This window comes from Acholeplasma equifetale ATCC 29724, assembly GCF_000687735.1.
In the GTDB taxonomy this organism is placed as follows: domain Bacteria; phylum Bacillota_I; class Bacilli_A; order Acholeplasmatales; family Acholeplasmataceae; genus Acholeplasma; species Acholeplasma equifetale.
In genome coordinates, this window is record NZ_JHXL01000003.1 from 107,146 (window position 1) to 124,644 (window position 17,499).

At 33.5% G+C, this 17,499-nt stretch carries 17 protein-coding genes; 16 read left to right on the forward strand and 1 reads right to left on the reverse strand.

Annotated elements, in window-relative coordinates:
* Positions 1-2 precede the first annotated feature (2 nt).
* The 4 genes from T434_RS0102900 to T434_RS0102915 are packed head-to-tail and all read left to right on the forward strand — an operon-like array spanning position 3 to position 5,631.
* Positions 3-1,172: a DNA cytosine methyltransferase gene (locus T434_RS0102900; RefSeq protein ID WP_035358147.1), complete on the forward strand. Its 1,170-nt coding sequence runs from the start codon at positions 3-5 to the stop codon at positions 1,170-1,172.
* Positions 1,159-2,304 (forward strand): DNA cytosine methyltransferase, encoded by a 1,146-nt coding sequence (locus T434_RS0102905; protein WP_035358148.1) that lies wholly within the window; start codon positions 1,159-1,161, stop codon positions 2,302-2,304. The genes T434_RS0102900 and T434_RS0102905 overlap by 14 nt, the downstream gene beginning before the upstream one ends.
* A 1-nt stretch (position 2,305) precedes the next feature.
* Positions 2,306-4,360 carry an McrB family protein gene (locus T434_RS07445; protein WP_051614347.1) on the forward strand — a complete coding sequence of 685 codons (2,055 nt, stop codon included), beginning with the start codon at positions 2,306-2,308 and terminating at the stop codon, positions 4,358-4,360.
* 17 nt (positions 4,361-4,377) lie between these two features.
* Positions 4,378-5,631 (forward strand): LlaJI family restriction endonuclease, encoded by a 1,254-nt coding sequence (locus T434_RS0102915; RefSeq protein ID WP_026399824.1) that lies wholly within the window; start codon positions 4,378-4,380, stop codon positions 5,629-5,631.
* Positions 5,632-5,666: 35 nt separating this feature from the next.
* Here the strand turns inward: T434_RS0102915 and T434_RS0102920 are convergent, their stop codons facing one another.
* Positions 5,667-6,851 carry a CGNR zinc finger domain-containing protein gene (locus tag T434_RS0102920; RefSeq protein ID WP_026399825.1) on the reverse strand — a complete coding sequence of 395 codons (1,185 nt, stop codon included), beginning with the start codon at positions 6,849-6,851 and terminating at the stop codon, positions 5,667-5,669.
* Between the two features lie 470 nt (positions 6,852-7,321).
* Here T434_RS0102920 and T434_RS0102925 point away from each other — a divergent pair, with 470 nt between their 5' ends.
* The 12 genes from T434_RS0102925 to dcm form a co-directional block, all read left to right on the forward strand.
* On the forward strand, positions 7,322-7,732 hold the full coding sequence (locus tag T434_RS0102925; protein ID WP_026399826.1) for a hypothetical protein: 411 nt from the start codon (positions 7,322-7,324) through the stop codon (positions 7,730-7,732).
* 69 nt (positions 7,733-7,801) lie between these two features.
* Positions 7,802-8,011 carry a hypothetical protein gene (locus T434_RS0102930; RefSeq protein WP_026399827.1) on the forward strand — a complete coding sequence of 70 codons (210 nt, stop codon included), beginning with the start codon at positions 7,802-7,804 and terminating at the stop codon, positions 8,009-8,011.
* Positions 8,001-9,191, forward strand: a complete 1,191-nt coding sequence (locus T434_RS0102935) for a DUF2800 domain-containing protein (RefSeq protein ID WP_162150661.1) — start codon at positions 8,001-8,003, stop codon at positions 9,189-9,191. Before T434_RS0102930 ends, T434_RS0102935 begins: the two co-directional genes overlap by 11 nt.
* Positions 9,188-10,159, forward strand: coding sequence for an ATP-binding protein (locus T434_RS0102940; RefSeq protein ID WP_035358151.1), 972 nt, complete (start codon positions 9,188-9,190; stop codon positions 10,157-10,159). The genes T434_RS0102935 and T434_RS0102940 overlap by 4 nt, the downstream gene beginning before the upstream one ends.
* 2 nt (positions 10,160-10,161) lie before the next feature.
* On the forward strand, positions 10,162-10,650 hold the full coding sequence (locus T434_RS0102945; RefSeq protein WP_026399830.1) for a hypothetical protein: 489 nt from the start codon (positions 10,162-10,164) through the stop codon (positions 10,648-10,650).
* Positions 10,651-10,661: 11 nt separating this feature from the next.
* Complete coding sequence (locus T434_RS0102950) at positions 10,662-12,239, forward strand: DEAD/DEAH box helicase (RefSeq protein WP_026399831.1); 1,578 nt, start codon at positions 10,662-10,664, stop codon at positions 12,237-12,239.
* Positions 12,240-12,251: 12 nt separating this feature from the next.
* Entirely contained in the window at positions 12,252-14,249 is a 1,998-nt protein-coding gene (locus T434_RS06735; RefSeq protein ID WP_162150662.1) for an AAA family ATPase, read from the forward strand.
* 225 nt (positions 14,250-14,474) lie between these two features.
* Positions 14,475-14,891 (forward strand): RusA family crossover junction endodeoxyribonuclease, encoded by a 417-nt coding sequence (locus T434_RS07655; RefSeq protein WP_084301055.1) that lies wholly within the window; start codon positions 14,475-14,477, stop codon positions 14,889-14,891.
* Between the two features lie 3 nt (positions 14,892-14,894).
* Entirely contained in the window at positions 14,895-15,302 is a 408-nt protein-coding gene (locus tag T434_RS0102960) for a DUF1492 domain-containing protein (protein ID WP_162150663.1), read from the forward strand.
* Between the two features lie 144 nt (positions 15,303-15,446).
* Positions 15,447-15,797 (forward strand): HNH endonuclease, encoded by a 351-nt coding sequence (locus T434_RS0102965; RefSeq protein WP_026399833.1) that lies wholly within the window; start codon positions 15,447-15,449, stop codon positions 15,795-15,797.
* Between the two features lie 93 nt (positions 15,798-15,890).
* On the forward strand, positions 15,891-16,427 hold the full coding sequence (locus T434_RS0102970) for a P27 family phage terminase small subunit (RefSeq protein ID WP_026399834.1): 537 nt from the start codon (positions 15,891-15,893) through the stop codon (positions 16,425-16,427).
* 44 nt (positions 16,428-16,471) lie between these two features.
* Positions 16,472-17,499: DNA (cytosine-5-)-methyltransferase (gene dcm / locus T434_RS07450; protein ID WP_162150664.1), on the forward strand; the 1,028-nt coding region annotated here is incomplete at its 3' end.

Sequence of the window (17,499 nt, forward strand, 5' to 3'; positions counted from 1 at the left end):
ATATGGAAAAATTAATTGGGCTGTCGTTATTTGCTAATATAGGTGTTGCAGAAGCTTATCTAAAAGATATTGGAGTGACTATTGCTGTAGCAAATGAACTACTTGAAAATAGAGCGAAGTTTTATCAAGAAGTATATCCTGAAACAGAGATGATTTGTGGAGATATTACACAAAAAGAAATATATAATCAAATTATATCGAAATCAAAAGAAAAAAATGTCAATTTTGTCATTGCTACTCCACCATGTCAAGGTATGAGTACTGCGGGAAAACAACATCCAAATGATGAAAGAAATTATTTAATTACATATGCACTAAATGTCATAAATGAATTAAATCCAAAATTTATTTTACTTGAAAACGTTCCTCAACAACTAAGAACAACTATATTAGTCAATGGTAAAAAGGTTTTAATCCCTGATTATATTGTGGAATCATTAAAAGAAAAATATGTTATTAATGCAGATATAGTGAATTCAGTTGATTATGGTGTCCCCCAAATGAGACAAAGATCAATGTTTTTAATGGTTCGAAGAGATTTAAAAATTAAATGGAATTTTATAAGTTCTAATGAAAAAAGCAAACCTATCACTTTATTTGAGTCTATTGGTGATTTACCATCGCTAGATCCTCAAATTCAAGGATTTTCTTTGAAGGAACAACTGGAATATTTTCCCGATTATGAAACCAAACGGAATAATGGATTAAAAATATCTAAATGGCATTATCCACCAATACATAAACTAAGACATGTTGAGGTAATGAAATATACTCCAGAAGGTTGTTCAGCTCTTGAAAATACATTTTATTATCCCAAAAATAGCTCTGGCACAAAAGTGAAAGGTTATAAAAACACATATAAGAGACAGTGGTGGAATAGACCAGCGTATACTGTTACTACTTACAATGGTGCTATATGTTCACAAGACAATGTTCATCCAGGTAGATACATAGGTATAGACACAAATGGGGAAAAATTGTACTCTGATGCTAGAGTTCTAAGTATTTATGAATTGATGATTGTAATGTCTATTCCTAGAGATTGGCCAATACCTTCTTGGGCATCTGACAGTTTGATTAGACACTCTTTAGGAGAAGGTATTCCACCACTTATTATTAAGAAATTATTTGAAAATCTACTTAAGGAGTTGAGCCAAGATGACGAGAATTAAAGGTCTGTCGCTATTTTCTAATGTTGGAGTAGCTGAAGCTTATCTTGAAAGCATAGGAGTTGACATTGTTGTTGCTAACGAACTGGTTAAAGAAAGAGCTGAGTTTTATCAACATTTATACCCAAAGACAGAAATGATTTGTGGTGACATTACATCAGATGAGATTAGAGCTAAAATTGTAGAAAAATCAATTTCTAAAGGTGTAGATTTTATACTAGCTACTCCTCCATGTCAAGGTATGAGTAGACATGGAAAGAGAGACCCAAATGATGAAAGAAATTACTTAATTATATATGCTGTTGATGTTATCAAAAAGATAAAACCAAAATTTATTTTGTTAGAAAACGTTACTAAAATTTTAGTTACTAAGATAACCGTCAATGATATTACAATGCATATTCCTGATTATTTAATTCAAGAATTGGGTAATGATTATATTATTTATGACGATAACATTTTTAATGCGGAAGATTATGGTGTTCCACAATCAAGGTCAAGATGTATCATTAGAATGGTTAGAAAAGACTTAAAGATAATTTGGGCGAGACCCGAAATACAAGAAAAAATCACTTTGAAAGATGCGATTGGACATTTGCCAAGTTTAGACCCATTAATTAGAGAAAAAAACATGCGAGATTTTTTCCCTGAGTATGAGATAAAAAAAGAACAAGGACTTAAAGTATCAAAGTGGCATTATCCACCGACTCATAGTTGGAATCATGTTTTGTGGATGACAAATACCCCTTCTGGGAAAACAGCTTTTTATAATGATGTATATTATCCACAAAAAAAGGATGGAACTAGAATTATTGGGAGATTATCATGTTATAGACGTTATTCTTGGGATAAACCAGCGAATACGATAACTCAAAATAATGGGGTAATATCATCGGCTTGTTGTGTTCATCCAGGAAGAGAAATCAAAACTCCTGATGGGAAAACACTTTACAGTGATGCTAGAGTATTAACTATTTATGAATTATTAATAGTAACTTCATTACCAACAGATTGGAATATACCTGATTGGGCTGATGAAAGATTGATTCGAAATGTAATAGGTGAAGGTATTCCACCTTTGATGATAAAAGCTATTGTTTCAAAACTTATTAACGAAATTAGTAAGGGGGTATAGCATGGGTAAAAAGGGATTAATTAAATTGGTTCTACCAAAAAATTCAGGTAGTTATGAATTATTTAATGAAGCTATTGAAATTGTAGGGAAAAATCATGCTAAGATGGAAATGAGCCAATTTATCAACGATTTAACTGCTAGTCTCTCAAATTTAGATATAACATCACTTTATCATAAATCCGTTATGCCAAGATATTTTGGACTGTTATTTTATGAAAAGAGTTCAAAAATATTATATTTGACTGAACTAGGTATGGCATTTTATCTAGCTTCATCATTAGAAGAAAAAATTGATGTATTATTCGATGCTTTATCTTGTATAACTTTTGGTAGACACAATAATGCTGTTGATTCCGATTCGGACATTGAAGCACCGTTAGTATTTTTAAAGGCACTATTAAAAATGGGTAGTGCATCAAATGTTGAATTAGGATGTATTTTATATTATATGGAAGTTGAAGAAATCAGTTTAGATGATGCAATTCAAAAAGTTAAAAGAAGTTCTAACGTTGACAACGACAGAGCTAAGATAAAAGATGAAGGCGGTAATAAATTCTTCGATTTAAAGTTCAATGTTCTTTTTGAAGAGATGAACATTATAAAAAAAGTAGATGGAGAATATAAATTATCAGACTATGTGTTAAGAAATTTTAGTGATACAATATCGGATTTTGTGGAGGTTAATATGATTGAAACATTATATGGTAGTGAAGCAGAGTATACCCCATCTTTAACTGAATACAACCCGGGGATTACAAAAGAGCAATGGGTAGAATTTATAAGTAATAATAAAGAAACATTAAAAGAATCATTACATCTTATTAAAGCCATTTATGATTGTGGTGGTGAATGTGATTATATTACCTTATCAAGAATATTAAAGAAAAATGTTGTTTCTTCTAGTATTGGGGCTTGTGGTTTTTTTGGCTTAAAAGCTAAAGAATATTTTAATGTTCCTGCTTATATAGAAGATGGAAAGGAAAAATATATTGCTATACCTTTTCAAGGAAGATATGTTAATGTAAATTCAAAACCGTTGTACTCCTTAAGAATTAGACAAGAATTAAAAGAAGCTATTAATGTGTTAAATCTTGGAGATGACAAAGATGTAAATCAGTTATCTGAATATGATAACTGTGACAGGCTAAAAGGTGGAACTAATATAATTATATATGGAGTACCAGGAGCTGGTAAATCATGGACAATTAAGAATGAATATTGTAATGATGATAATATGATGGAAAGAATAGTTTTTCATCCAGATTACACTTACTCAGATTTTGTTGGTCAAATATTACCAAAACTTGGTGATGATGGATCTGTCAGTTATGAATTTACACCTGGACCATTTACAAAATTATTAAAAAAAGCATATACAAATCCTAGTGAGATGTTTTATCTTGTTATAGAAGAAGTAAATAGAGGAAATGCACCAGCTATTTTCGGAGATATATTCCAACTATTAGATAGAAATATAGATGGTAGAAGCGAATACGAAATAACAAATAGTGATATTGCAAAGATTGTATATGGTAATGAAAATCATAAGGTATCAATCCCATCAAATATGTCAATTTTATGTACAATGAATACAAGTGACCAAAATGTCTTTACACTTGACACTGCATTCCAAAGAAGATGGAGTATGAGATTAATAAAGAATAAATTTAAAGAAGGTAAAGAAAGTGAACTTGCTAATGCACGAATTCTAGATTCAAATGTTACTTGGGAGAAGTTTTTTACTGAAATAAATAAAATAATACTTCAAAAAAACATAAGAATGACTTCTTCAGAAGATAAACGCCTGGGGACACATTTCGTTTCACTAGAGGATTTAAATTATGCTCAAGGCGATGAAAAGCAGAATAGTAGGTTTCCAGAAAAAGTAATCAAATATTTATGGGACGATGCTTTTAAATTTACTAAAGAAGACATCTTTGATTTAGATAATGTAAAAAGTTTAGAGGATGTTATTGAATACTTTGTAAATGCACAAGGTGATGAACGATTCAAAGTCTTTAAAGAGAACATATACAACACTCTAGTAAGAAATTAATGGGGTGAGTATATTACATGCCAATAGATCGTGATCATTTTAATTTGCGTGAACACTGTCACGTAAATAGTAACGAAGATGGAGATAGATTTGTCGGAGTAAAGGCTGATAGTGATAATGTTGTAATCTATTTTCCAATGGGGTATGAATTACCTACAAGCGAAGATGAACTAAAAAGGGATATAAAAAATCTATTTAATGTTTTAGCTACTTTTACAGATAAAACAGATAGAATTCTTCATATGGATAGGTTTACCGCTCCACATTCAGTTGAATTTCCTATACAAGCATATCTAAATGTTATTAATTACTATTTAGATCATAATGGAAATTATTATACAGAAACAGAATCAACTTATAAAGTGGACAAACGAGGAAAGACTGATTGGAGTAGAACAATTAAAACTCAAACTCCAATGATTCAAGGTAAATCACTTTTATACTTTAATCAGGTGGTCAGAGTTTCTTCCCAAAATGCAAATCGACTAATTACACGAATACATAAATATTGTGTTTATGAAAGTTTTGAGAAAATCGGTTGGCTTTATACTACGAATAAGCCTGAACAACCAGATATTGTTTTTGATAAAACAAAATTTATTGCGACCTTAAATGATAAATTGTCTAATACTAATAATGACAATGATAAGAAATTATTTAGATCAATGATTGCCATGATTGAGTTCATGGATGATAAAACAATTGATAAGCAATTTTACTTTGGAACAGATAGATTTGAGACAGTTTGGGAAAAACTTATTGATAAGTTTTTTGGTGAACCCAATAAACATGATTATTTCCCACATGCACAATGGACTGAGAAATACGGACCAGCTAAAGGTAGACCTACATCGGCTCTTGAACCAGATACAATCATGATTTATAGAGATAAATATTATGTCCTAGATGCAAAATACTATCGCTACGGTATATTGCCTAGATTAGGTATCAATGCATTACCACAGTCATCTGACATTAATAAGCAAATCACTTATGGTCAGTATGTAAAGAATAATAAAGCACCAGTTGGTTCAGAAGTGTTTAATGCTTTCATTATGCCTTTTAACAAATCAAATAATGATTTTAAGATTACTGGATGGTATGGTAATGTTGCAGAAGCCATTGGCGATTGGATTAGTACCCCTCAGGTTTATGAACGAATCCAAGGTATTGTTGTCGATACACGATACCTACTAAAAAATTATGATGGAAATCATGATTATGATAAAGAACTTCTAAGTATTGAAATAGAAAAAGTATTAACTGAATAATAGAGAAAAGAGAGATTACAAAAATCTCTCTTTTTTTATATGCTGATTTCTTTTTTTCTAGCTCTATATCTATTTTGATTTGCTCTGTTAGCACATTCTGGACAACAATACTTTTTCTTTAGTGAAGTTCTACTTACTTTAAAATATCGACCACATTTTGGATTTGCACACAAGCGAGTAAGTTCAAGATTGGGTTTCATATAGAAAATAGAAAAGTAAAGTGCACTCATTAAAGATTCGACTCGCCATCTTGGTTCCATAATTACACTGTCGTATTCAGGATAAACCCCAGTAATATTTGAATTAATCTCTTCAGCTATTACAATTTTTGTAACCTCTAAAAGAGCTTTCTTTAATTTATCATCAAACTTATCCCATTTAGGTTCTTGAGCAAAATTAATATTATCAAATGAAACTGACCAAAACCATCCTATATCAACAAAGGTATGGAATAAAAACTCAATTATCAATCTTGCATCTTCGTTAGCGTCTTGATGATTGACATAAGAATGAACTATTTTTCTCCAAAAGTTATCTAGTAAATCGTCATCATACATAAAATGTCTATATGAATCAAGATCTAACTTATATTCACCATATATAGAGTCAGTTATTTTTATGTTGTAATCTTTATCAACTTTTAATTTACTTTCATCATCGTTAATTGATGCAGAAATATTTAGTTCATCATATAACTTTTTATGTTTGCAAGTTTTATATTGATGAGGTCCGATTTGAATGGTTGTTTCTGGACTTAATAACAAAGCCAAAGTCAATGTTAATATTCTGTCATAATTTTTTCTCTGAATCTCACTTATTTGACTCATTAATTCTACAGTGGCTTTCATTCTAGAGATAATTATTAATAATGAATCGTCATCGATTTCTTCAAATTTATCGATATTAATTGGAAAGAAGAATCCGTTTTTTTCAAAAAATTTTTTATAGTTTTCAATTTTATCTTCATTAATGGACAAGAGTGAACTTAGAATATTTCTTTCCTCCACTGCACCACTTTTTAAAGATACACGTACAAGTCCATCATTAGGTTCAAAAGCAAATTTCACAGGTTTGTTTTTTTGAGAAACTACTTTAATTACATTTCTAGCTTCATCTGGACTAACATTTATTGTGTCGACCGCACAGAAACAAGCAAAACTATCAAATGTAAAAAGGCTATTTTGATAAAAATTTTCACTTAAATTCATATTTTTTTTCATTTTTTACCTCCAAAACAAGGCCATTATTAGGTGCATAAATTATGCATTTAATAATGGTGTTTTTATTTATTCTAATTTAACTAATGATAAAACTAATAGACACTCAATATTATAGCACAAAATATACAAAAACCATATATATATTAAATTACAATTTTTCATAAATAATGGTATTTTTGACTATATTCAATTATTTTGTTGATGGTGATAGACTACACTCAGTAAGATAAATCTTACGTAAATTTACTACTTTTTCACTTCTGCGATGGCATGATCACCCATCAAGCAGTTCCTTAATTTCATTAAGTAGTAACCAATTAATAGTGGAATGCTCTCCTAAGGAAAGAGCGTACTACAAAAACAATTCGAGATGGATGAATTCCAAAAAAATCGAGGTTTTGTGTACGTTTTTTCAGCATGCCCAAATTCCAAGAACTTCCGTCTCGAGAAATCAAACGGAGGTTTTTTATATGAAGATTAAGTATGTTTTTACAGATGGTACTGTTAGTGAAGTCGAAGTAGATGAAGAGTATGGTCGTTTACATTTGGAAGCTGAACGAAAGATCGAAAATGACAATCGTAGATGGAGATATCACGTTAAAGCATCTCTTGACAATTGCGATTATGAAGGTGAATGGTTCCAAGATCCAAATCCAACACCACACGAACAAATGTTGATAGATACCGAGTATGCAGAATCAGAAAAGAAAGTTCAAGAATTCAAGAAGACTTTAACTGATATTCAATTAAAAAGATTAGAAATGCTCGAACAAGGAGTGACACAAAGAGAGATTGCTGATAGAGAAGGTGTCAACTTGAATGCAGTTCAAAAGTCCATTGAGCAGATTAGAAAAAAATATAGAACATTTTTTGACAAATAGGGTGGTCAAAAGGTGGTCGAAATCTCCATACAGTGAGGGACAAAGATATCCCCAGAAAGGAGATACAAGATGAAACACAAAATGAATATTAATGTTTCAAAGGAACAGGAATCAAATGGTGTTCTGACTTGTAAAAAGGTGAAGATGAAAAAAGGCTTATTTAAAAAGTTTTTTGGAGACTCACAAAAAGTAACAATCATTATTCCAGGAGATTCAGTAAGTGATGTCACGATTAGTGAAATCAAAGAGAAGGGTGATGGTGGAAGCGGTGGCAGATAAATTACATTCAAGAACTCATTCACCAAGTAAGTCATCTATATATTTCACATGTCCAGCAAGCACAAGGTTTATAGCAATGTATCAAGAAGAACCAGGACCAGAAGCTATATATGGAACAGAAACACACACATTAGGTGAAACATTACTGAGACAGTCACTTCGATTATACGATTTTGACAATAAAGAGATTAAACCAATTGAAGAAACCATAAAAGGTTTAACTCAGTATGATGATGAAATGCTAAAACTTGCTGAAGGATACGCAAATAAAGCTATGAGTCTAATTGAATCTGAAAGAAAACGAATCGGACATGATCCAATAGTTTTTATTGAAGAAACTTTAAACATGAATTGGCTTATGGAAGGTATGGTTGGAACCTTAGACTTAGGAGTTATTGCTGATGATGTTATGACAGTTTTAGATTTAAAAACTGGTCGCTCAAAGGTGGATTCATGGGTTTCAAAAGAAGATGGCAAGAAAGAACCCAATTCACAATTAGGACTTTATGCACTTGGTTTATACCACAGCATAGGAAAACTATATCCAATTAAGAAAGTAAGAATCATCATCGTTCAAGAAAGAATCTACCACATTTCTGAATATGAGCTGACACTTGATGAGTTACTCGAATGGGAAAGAAATGTAGTTATTCCAGCCATTGATAAAACTCTCGAACCCAACCCTACCGCAGTTCCTAGTAAGGGATGTAAATGGTGTCCTGGTAAAGATGTATGTGCAGCAAGGAGAAACGCTAATCTCGGTTTATATGAAACCTCTAAAAAACAAGTGGATTTATTATCAAATGAAGAGATTGATGAGTTACTACCTAAGTTAGACGATCTTATTAAGTTTGCGGAGGATATCAAAGCCCACGCAATCAAAAGGATGCTCGATGGATATAAGTTTAAAAAACACAAACTTGTGTATTCACGAGTGACACGTTCTTTTAGTGATAATGACACAGTTGCAAAAATCTTACTGGATAACGGTTATGAGGCTTATAGCAAACCCAAATTACTAGGAATAACAGAGATTCAAAAACAACTAGGGAAAGCAAAACTAAATGAACTTTTAGGTGAATACATCACCACAACGAAAGGTTCAATCACCATTGCTACATCTGATGATGAGCGTGAAGAAGTAAACATTGAAAGTTATAAGGAGGATAAATCTATATGAGTTTTGCATTTGAAATTATTAAGGGACAAGAAAATAGACCAATAAAACTAGGTATCTATGGAGCTGAGGGAATTGGTAAGACAAGCCTAGCCAATGAACTCCCTGATGCTTTAATCGTTGATACAGAAAACGGTAGTTCAAGAATCAATTGTAGAAGAATTAAATGTTCAAGTTGGGAAAATCTTATTGCCGTTGTCAAAGCAGTTATTGATAATCCTTCAATCTGTAAAACGTTAGTTATTGACACATTAGATAAAGCTGAAAGTTTCTGTATTGATTATTTATGTCAAAAGTTCAGAAAAGCAAATATCGAAGATTGGGGTTACGGGCGTGGATATACCATCTTACAGGATGAAGTAAATCGTTTATTTGAACAATTAAACAAGGTAATCGATGCAGGTATTCATGTAGCAGTAATCGCACACGGTAAACCAAGAAAGTACGAATTACCGGAGGAAGCTGGAGCTTTCGATAGATGGGAGTTAAAACTCACTAGACAAGTAGGACCTCTCTTCAAGGAATGGTGTGATATTTTACTTTTCTGTAATTACAAGACCTATGTGGTTACAACAGAAAACAATACTAAAAAAGCCCAAGGTGGAAAACGTGTAATGTACACCACTCATCATGCTTGTTGGGATGCTAAAAACAGATTCAATTTACCCGAGGAATTAGAACTTAGCTATAAACCTATTGCTCATCTATTCAGTGGTAGGGTAGATGTTCAAATAAAGGCAGAAGATGACTCTTCAAAAGATAAGTCAACCAATCATGCAAAATTACAAAAGTTGATGGAAGAGTCAAATGTTAGAGCAGACGATTTAGAACAAGTCGTTATTGAACGCGGTCATTATCCAGAGAATACAAAAATTGATGACTTTTCAGAAGATTTCATAAATCGATGGATATTCCCTAATTGGAAAAAAATCGTAGACACAATCAATAAGAATAAAGAAGGAGATAAATAATCATGGAAGAAAATAAAAACTATTTAATCGATTGGAATGATGAAATTTCAAATGAAGGTCAGGAGTTTGTCACTCTTGAAGAAGGAGATTACTTATTTAGAGTAATCAAGTTTGAACGTGGAAGATATTTAGGATCAGCTAAAATTCCGCCTTGTAATAAAGCAATCATTACAGTTGAAGTTCCTACTGAAAAAGGCGTAGCAATCGCAAAAGTAGACCTTATCTTATATCGAACACTTGAATGGAAATTATGTGCCTTCTTTAGATCTATCGGGCAAAAGAAGCATGGTGAAAAACTTGTCATGGATTGGAATAAGGTGCTAGGTGCTGTAGGCAAAGCTCACTTTAAACCTCGTACTTACACTAATCAAAATGGTGAAGAAAGAATCATAAACGATATTGAAAAGTTTATCGATTACGATGAAGAATTCTTCAAAGAACAAGGATTAGACAACCAAATTGAAATCTCAGATGATGATTTACCGTTCTAAGAGGTGGTTATATGTTAAGACCATATCAACAAGAATGCATTGATGCTATTAAGCATGAATGGTTTGAAGAAGAGCACTCTCGAACTTTGGGGGTGCTCCCTACCGCTTCTGGTAAAACAATCATCGCAGCTGGATTAATCCAAGACTTAATTGATTCATCCAAAAGAGTGCTATTTTTAGCACATCGTAATGAATTAATTAATCAAGCCTATGACAAAATTAAAAGTTTTACAGGTATTGAATGTGCAATTGAAAAAGCGGAAGAAACATCAATTGGAAAAGATAACAAAGTCGTTGTGGGGTCCATACAAACTCTTTGTCGAGAATCAAGACTTAGTAAATTTCCAAAAGACTATTTCGACATGATTATCGTTGACGAATGCCATCATATTTTAGCTGATTCATATATGACAATTCTCAATCATTTTAATGAAGCTAGAGTTCTTGGTATTACTGCAACACCTGATCGTGGCGATCAAAAGAATCTAGGACAATTTTTCGATTCAAAGGCATATGAATACACAATGGCACAAGGAATAAAAGATGGGTGGTTATCACCAATTAAAGCACAAATGATACCACTTCAACTTGATATTCATGATGTTTCAATTACACAAGGTGACTATAATGCAGGTCAAATTGGTAGTGCCCTTGAACCATATTTAAACCAAATAGCACTAGAAATGCTTAAGTACTGTAAGGATAGAAAAACTGTCGTGTTCTTACCACTTGTTAAAACTAGTCAAAAGTTCTGTGACTTGTTGAATCTTTATGGAATGAGAGCGGTAGAGGTCAATGGCAATAGCAAGGATAGAGACCAAATCCTAGCTGACTTTGAAGCTGGTGAGTATAACGTTCTATGTAACAGTATGTTACTTACAGAGGGATGGGATTGTCCATCAGTGGATTGCATTATTGTCCTTCGTCCTACAAAGGTAAGAAGTTTATATCAACAAATGGTCGGTCGTGGATTACGCATCGCTCCTGGAAAGAAAGACTTATTATTACTTGACTTCCTTTGGATGACTGAAAGACACGATTTATGTAGACCAAGTGTGCTAGTTTCAAAAGATGCTGATATTGCAGAAAGAGTCAATCAAAAGATTGTAGATAGTGGAGCAGGAATAGATCTTATTTTTGCTAACGAAAGTGCTGAAAAAGATATTATTGCTGAACGTGAAGCTGCACTTGCTCGTGAACTTGCTGCAATGAGAAAAAGACAACTTAGACTTGTTGATCCAATTCAATATGCATTCTCTATTGAAGCAGAAGATTTGGCACGTTATCAGCCTACATTCGTTTGGGAAATGGGACCTGTCACTGAAAAGCAAAAAGACTACCTTGAAAAACATGGCATATTAGCTGACACAATAGAAAACTGTGGACTTGCAAGTCTTATCATTGATAAGTTAAAGAAACGCCAAATGGAAGGTTTAGCTACACCAAAACAAATTAGATACTTAGAAAGCAGAGGATTCCGTCATGTGGGTACATGGAGTTTCGATGATGCTACTGACATGATTAACAGAATCGCAAGTAATAACTGGTTCATACCTAGAGGTATTAATGCCGCTACATATCAACCTTAATAGGAGGGTCATATGGACAACAACATTATTAAAGCTCTTAAAAATCTAGATGTTTCATCCTTAACATATCAAGAATGGATTAATGTTGGTATGGCATTAAAAGCTGAAGGATATGATTGGAATGTTTGGGATGATTGGAGCAAGAATGACTCTCGATACAAACCAGGAGAATGTGAGAAGAAATGGAGGACCTTTACAGGGTCTTCCACTCCCATCACTGGTGGAACAATTCTTCAAATGGCAAAGGATAGAGGATATGTTTCATTTTCCTTTGATGGCGATGGATGTTTAGATTGGGATTCTGTAATTGAGTATGATGGCGATGGAATCGTATATGAAATGCCAAAATGTGATACACCAGTTGAACAGCTAACCAAGTATATAAAAACATTATTTAAAGAAGATGAATATGTGTCATACTGCACCAATGATGTGTGGCAAGACAAAGATGGAAAATGGATGCCTTCAAAAGGTGCTTATGATAGAACAGCAAAAGAACTGCTTGAAAGTTTAGAAAAACATCCTGACGATTTAGGAGCAACAGTAGGAGACTGGAAAGATGAATGTGGTGCTTGGATTAGATTTAATCCAGTTGATGGAAAAGGAATAAAGAACGAAAACATTACACGTTTTGAATATGCTCTTGTTGAGTCAGATGATTTAGCAATATCAGAACAAGACGCAACATATCGAAGACTTGAATTACCTATTGCTTGTTTAGTAAGTAGTGGTGGTAAAAGCCTACATGCAATCGTAAAAGTCAATGCGAGTGATCAAGAAGAGTATCGTAGAAGAGTCGACTTTCTTTATGACTATCTTGAAAAGAATGGATTAAAAGTCGATAAGCAAAATCGAAATCCATCACGACTATCTAGAATGCCTGGTGTAACAAGAAATGGAAAACAGCAAACATTAATTGCAACAAACATAGGTAGAAAAGACTGGACCGAGTGGATGGATTTTGTTGAAGGTATCAATGATGAACTACCAAGTTTAACGTACCTTGCTGATAAACTGAAACATCCTATAAAATTACCGGAAGTTTTGATTGAAGGTGTATTAAGAGTTGGACATAAGATGATTGTTTCAGGTTCATCAAAAGCAGGTAAATCCGTTTTACTTATGGAACTTGCTATATCACTTGCATGTGGTGGTTTATGGCTTAACTTTAAATGCAAAAGTTCAAAGGTGCTTTATGTGAATCTAGAAATTGATCCTGCATCATGTATCAACCGCTTTAAGACGATTATGGATGCAAAAGGTATCGATTATAAATATGCAGATAATATCGCAATATGGAATCTTCGCGGACATGCTATCCCAATGGATAAACTTGTTTCAAAACTTATTAGAAGAGTAAAGAATCAAAACTACTCTGCTGTGATAATTGATCCGATCTATAAAGTTATTACAGGTGATGAGAACAAAGCATCAGATATGGGACAATTTTGCAATTACTTCGACCGTATTTGCTCAGAAACAGGAGTATCGGCTATTTATTGCCATCACCATTCTAAAGGCACGCAGGGGCAAAAAAAAGCCCAAGACAGGGGGTCTGGAAGTGGAGTGTTTGCACGTGACCCAGATGCTATCATTGACCTTATTCAGCTTGATACTACACCAGAGTTTATTCTAAAAAATGCAGCGAATGAATTTTCAACAGCATGGAGAGTTGAAGGTTCACTACGTGAATTCCCTAATTTCAAACCAGTGAATATTTGGTTTAACTATCCAGTCCATGTGGTCGATGCAACGGGAGTACTACAAAGTATTTATGCTGAAGGTTCGAGAGATGCTAATCTCGCTAAGTCAGGAAAAAGAAAGCAAACAAAGGAAGACCGTGAAGAGGAGTTCGATGATGCATTTGATGCTGCGTGTATGGGAAAGAAAAGCTGTACAGTAAAAGAACTTGCTGAGTACTTAGATGTTACTGAAAGAACTATTCAATCAAGAATCAAAGAGTTTAATGATAAGTATTTATGCAGTAAAGGTGAGGTGTTTAGAAAGTGATGAATGAAACGAAAAAAGGAGCAAATATCATATTTTCGCAAAACGAAGAAAATAGGGAAAAATACCTATTTTCGGAAAACGAAAAAAGGGCTTATATATATAGTTTCGCTTCGCTTACACACGCTGACGCCTCGTTTTGTAGGAAAGGGCATTTTATGATGCCCCTTTCCCAAAACAAAGCATCGAGAGGCAACTCCCTTTTTTCAAAAAAAACGAGGTGGTCTCATGAAGATATTTTTACTAATTAATCCACCGAGAACGACAGCTCAAATGCAGAAGATAGCAATGGTAAATGGAAAACCTAGAATCTATAAGCCGTCAAAGGTTTTAGAAGCAAGAAATATACTAATCAAACATCTTAGACCTTTCAAACCTAAAGAAACGATACAAGGACCTGTTGAACTCAAAGTCACATGGCTATTTCCAAGAGGGAAAAACCATAAGCATAATGAATGGAAAGTAACAAAACCTGACACAGATAACTTACAAAAGATGCTGAAAGACTGCATGACTCAACTTGGATTTTGGAACGATGACGCACAAGTGGTAAAAGAAACTTGCGAAAAAAGATGGTCGAATGAACCATGTGGAATATCAATAGAGATTTTAAGTCTTGAAAAAATATTCATCGAAGGAGGGTAGGCTATGACATCAAAAGAATATCTCGAACAAATCGGAAAGCTCGAACACACTATTAAGTGTATGAAGATGCGTTCTGAGTACTATGATGAAATGAGCTTATCCATTCCGGGTCCATGTTTGAATCGTGAAGGAACAAGTGGAACAAGGAATCTAGAAGCACCATTTGTCAAGTGGTTAAATAAGAAGTTTGAAATTGATGCTGAAATCGAAATGAAGGAAGAAGAACTAAGAAATCTTAAAGCAGAAGCACTATTTAAGATTGAAACAATGACAAACGAAGATTATAAATGTATCCTAATTGATAAATATTTCAACCATCTAAATTGGGATGAGATAGCGACAAAAATATTTGTAAGCAGAAGTACAGTGAAGAGATGGCATGAAAGTGCATTGAATGAACTAAAATTATGAACCGCTTTGAACCACTTTGAACCGTTGTTAATATGTCAATAGTAAGGTATAATTATAATAGGCAAAAGCTATAAAAACAGAGCTCATAAGAGGCAACTCCTATGGGCTTTTTTCATGCAAAAAATCCGAAAGGAGGAAACAGATGTGCCTAGCAAACCAAAGAAATCATGTGCTTATCCCAGATGTCCAGAATTAACTAACGATGTGTATTGTAATGAACATGCATCGCTTAGACAAAAACAATATGATCGTTATAATCGAGCACCAAATCATGATAAAAAATATGGTAGCAACTGGAAACGAATACGTGGACTTTATGTTAAGAAACATCCACTTTGTGAGAGATGCTTGAAGGAAGGTAAAATCACTCCTGTCGAAGAGGTTCATCATATCATACCTCTTTCTCGTGGTGGTACAAATCAGTTCAGTAATCTTATGTCACTATGTCAAAGTTGTCACACGAAGATCCATTATGAGTTAGGCGATCGCAAATAGGGGTGGGGGATTTAAATCTCTACGAGCTATTAAGCTGACACCGAGCCTGGGGTTTCGTGCGAATTTTTTTCATTTCAAAGGGGGTATTAACTAATGGCTAAAGATGGCACTGCTAGAGGTGGTGCGAGAATAGGTAGTGGAAAGAAACCTATCAAGAAAAATAAGGTGGAAGTGTTAAATACAACCTTTTATGATATGGCTGAATTTGAAACACCAGATGAAATAGAAGGTGTAGATGTTCCACCAATCAAAGATTATTTAAAAGCAAAGCAAAAAAATGGTAGAGATTTTTATGCAGAGGATATTTTTAAAACCACATACTTATGGTTAAAAAAACGTGGTGTAGAAAAGTTAGTAGGCAATCAATTAATAGAACAATATGCAATGAGTGTTTCTCGTTGGATTCAATGTGAGGAAGCAATTTCAGAATTTGGTATGTTAGCAAAACATCCTACAACAGGAAATGCAATCGCAAGTCCATATGTTTCAATGTCACAAGCATATATGAAACAAGTAAACCAAATTTGGTATCAGATTTATTCAATCATTCAAGACAACGGATCAGCTGAAATTGACGAACTTGATCCACAGGATTTAATGATGGAAAAATTACTGAAAGCAAGAAAATAGTGAGGGTGACCGAAAGGTTGCTCTTTTTGTTTGGAGGTATGAACGTGTTGAAAGTAATAGAGTTATTTGCAGGTGTTGGTGCTCAAAGGCAAGGATTAAAAGAAGCAAACATTGATCATGAGGTTGTTGCGATAAGTGAAATAGATAAGTATGCCATAAAGGTATATGAAAAGTTACATGGAAACACACCGAATTTAGGAGACATTACAAAAATTGAAAGATTACCTAAAGCTGATTTATGGACTTACTCATTTCCATGCACTGACATTTCACTAAGTGGAAAGATGCTTGGTTTTGATAAAGGGAGCAACACGCAAAGTAGTCTATTATGGGAGGTTCAAAGATTACTTGAAATAGCGAAAATCAATAATGAACTACCTAAATATCTCCTAATGGAAAATGTAAAAAACATTGTATCAAAAAGGTTCAAATCAAACTTTGAAGAGTGGATTTCATTTTTAGAAGAATTGGGATATAAAAACTTTTATCAAATTTTGAATAGTAAAGATTTCAATATTCCACAGAATAGGCAAAGGGTATTCATGCTTTCCATTCGAGATGATAAAGCTGAGTATTCATTCCCTAGTCCAATTCCATTATCACTTAAATTAAAGGACATGCTTGAAGATGAAGTTGATAAAAAATACTACCTTTCCGAGAAGATGCTCCAGTTTTTAAATGACGAAACAAATAGAAACGGATTCATAAGAAAGAAACAGTTTAGACCTCATAATATCGATGAATCTGATATTGCATTTACCATTACTACAAAAGCGGGCAGTAGACCAACTGATAATTTTATCGAAGTATTCGACTTTAGATATGACGAAGGTATTAGAGGGAGAGTTGACAATGACCTAAGTCCAACGATTACTACCAAAGCTGGGTCTAAAGGATTAAGTGGTCAACCATTCATCAAAGTTCCACAAGCTACAAAACAAGGGTATGCAATAGCTGAAATAGGTGATGGTATTTACACAAATCGAACCGAGAGTAAGCGAGGTGTTGTCCAGAAGGAATCAGTACCTACAATAAAAACGAGTCCAAATGATTTAGCCGTTGTTGTAGATGA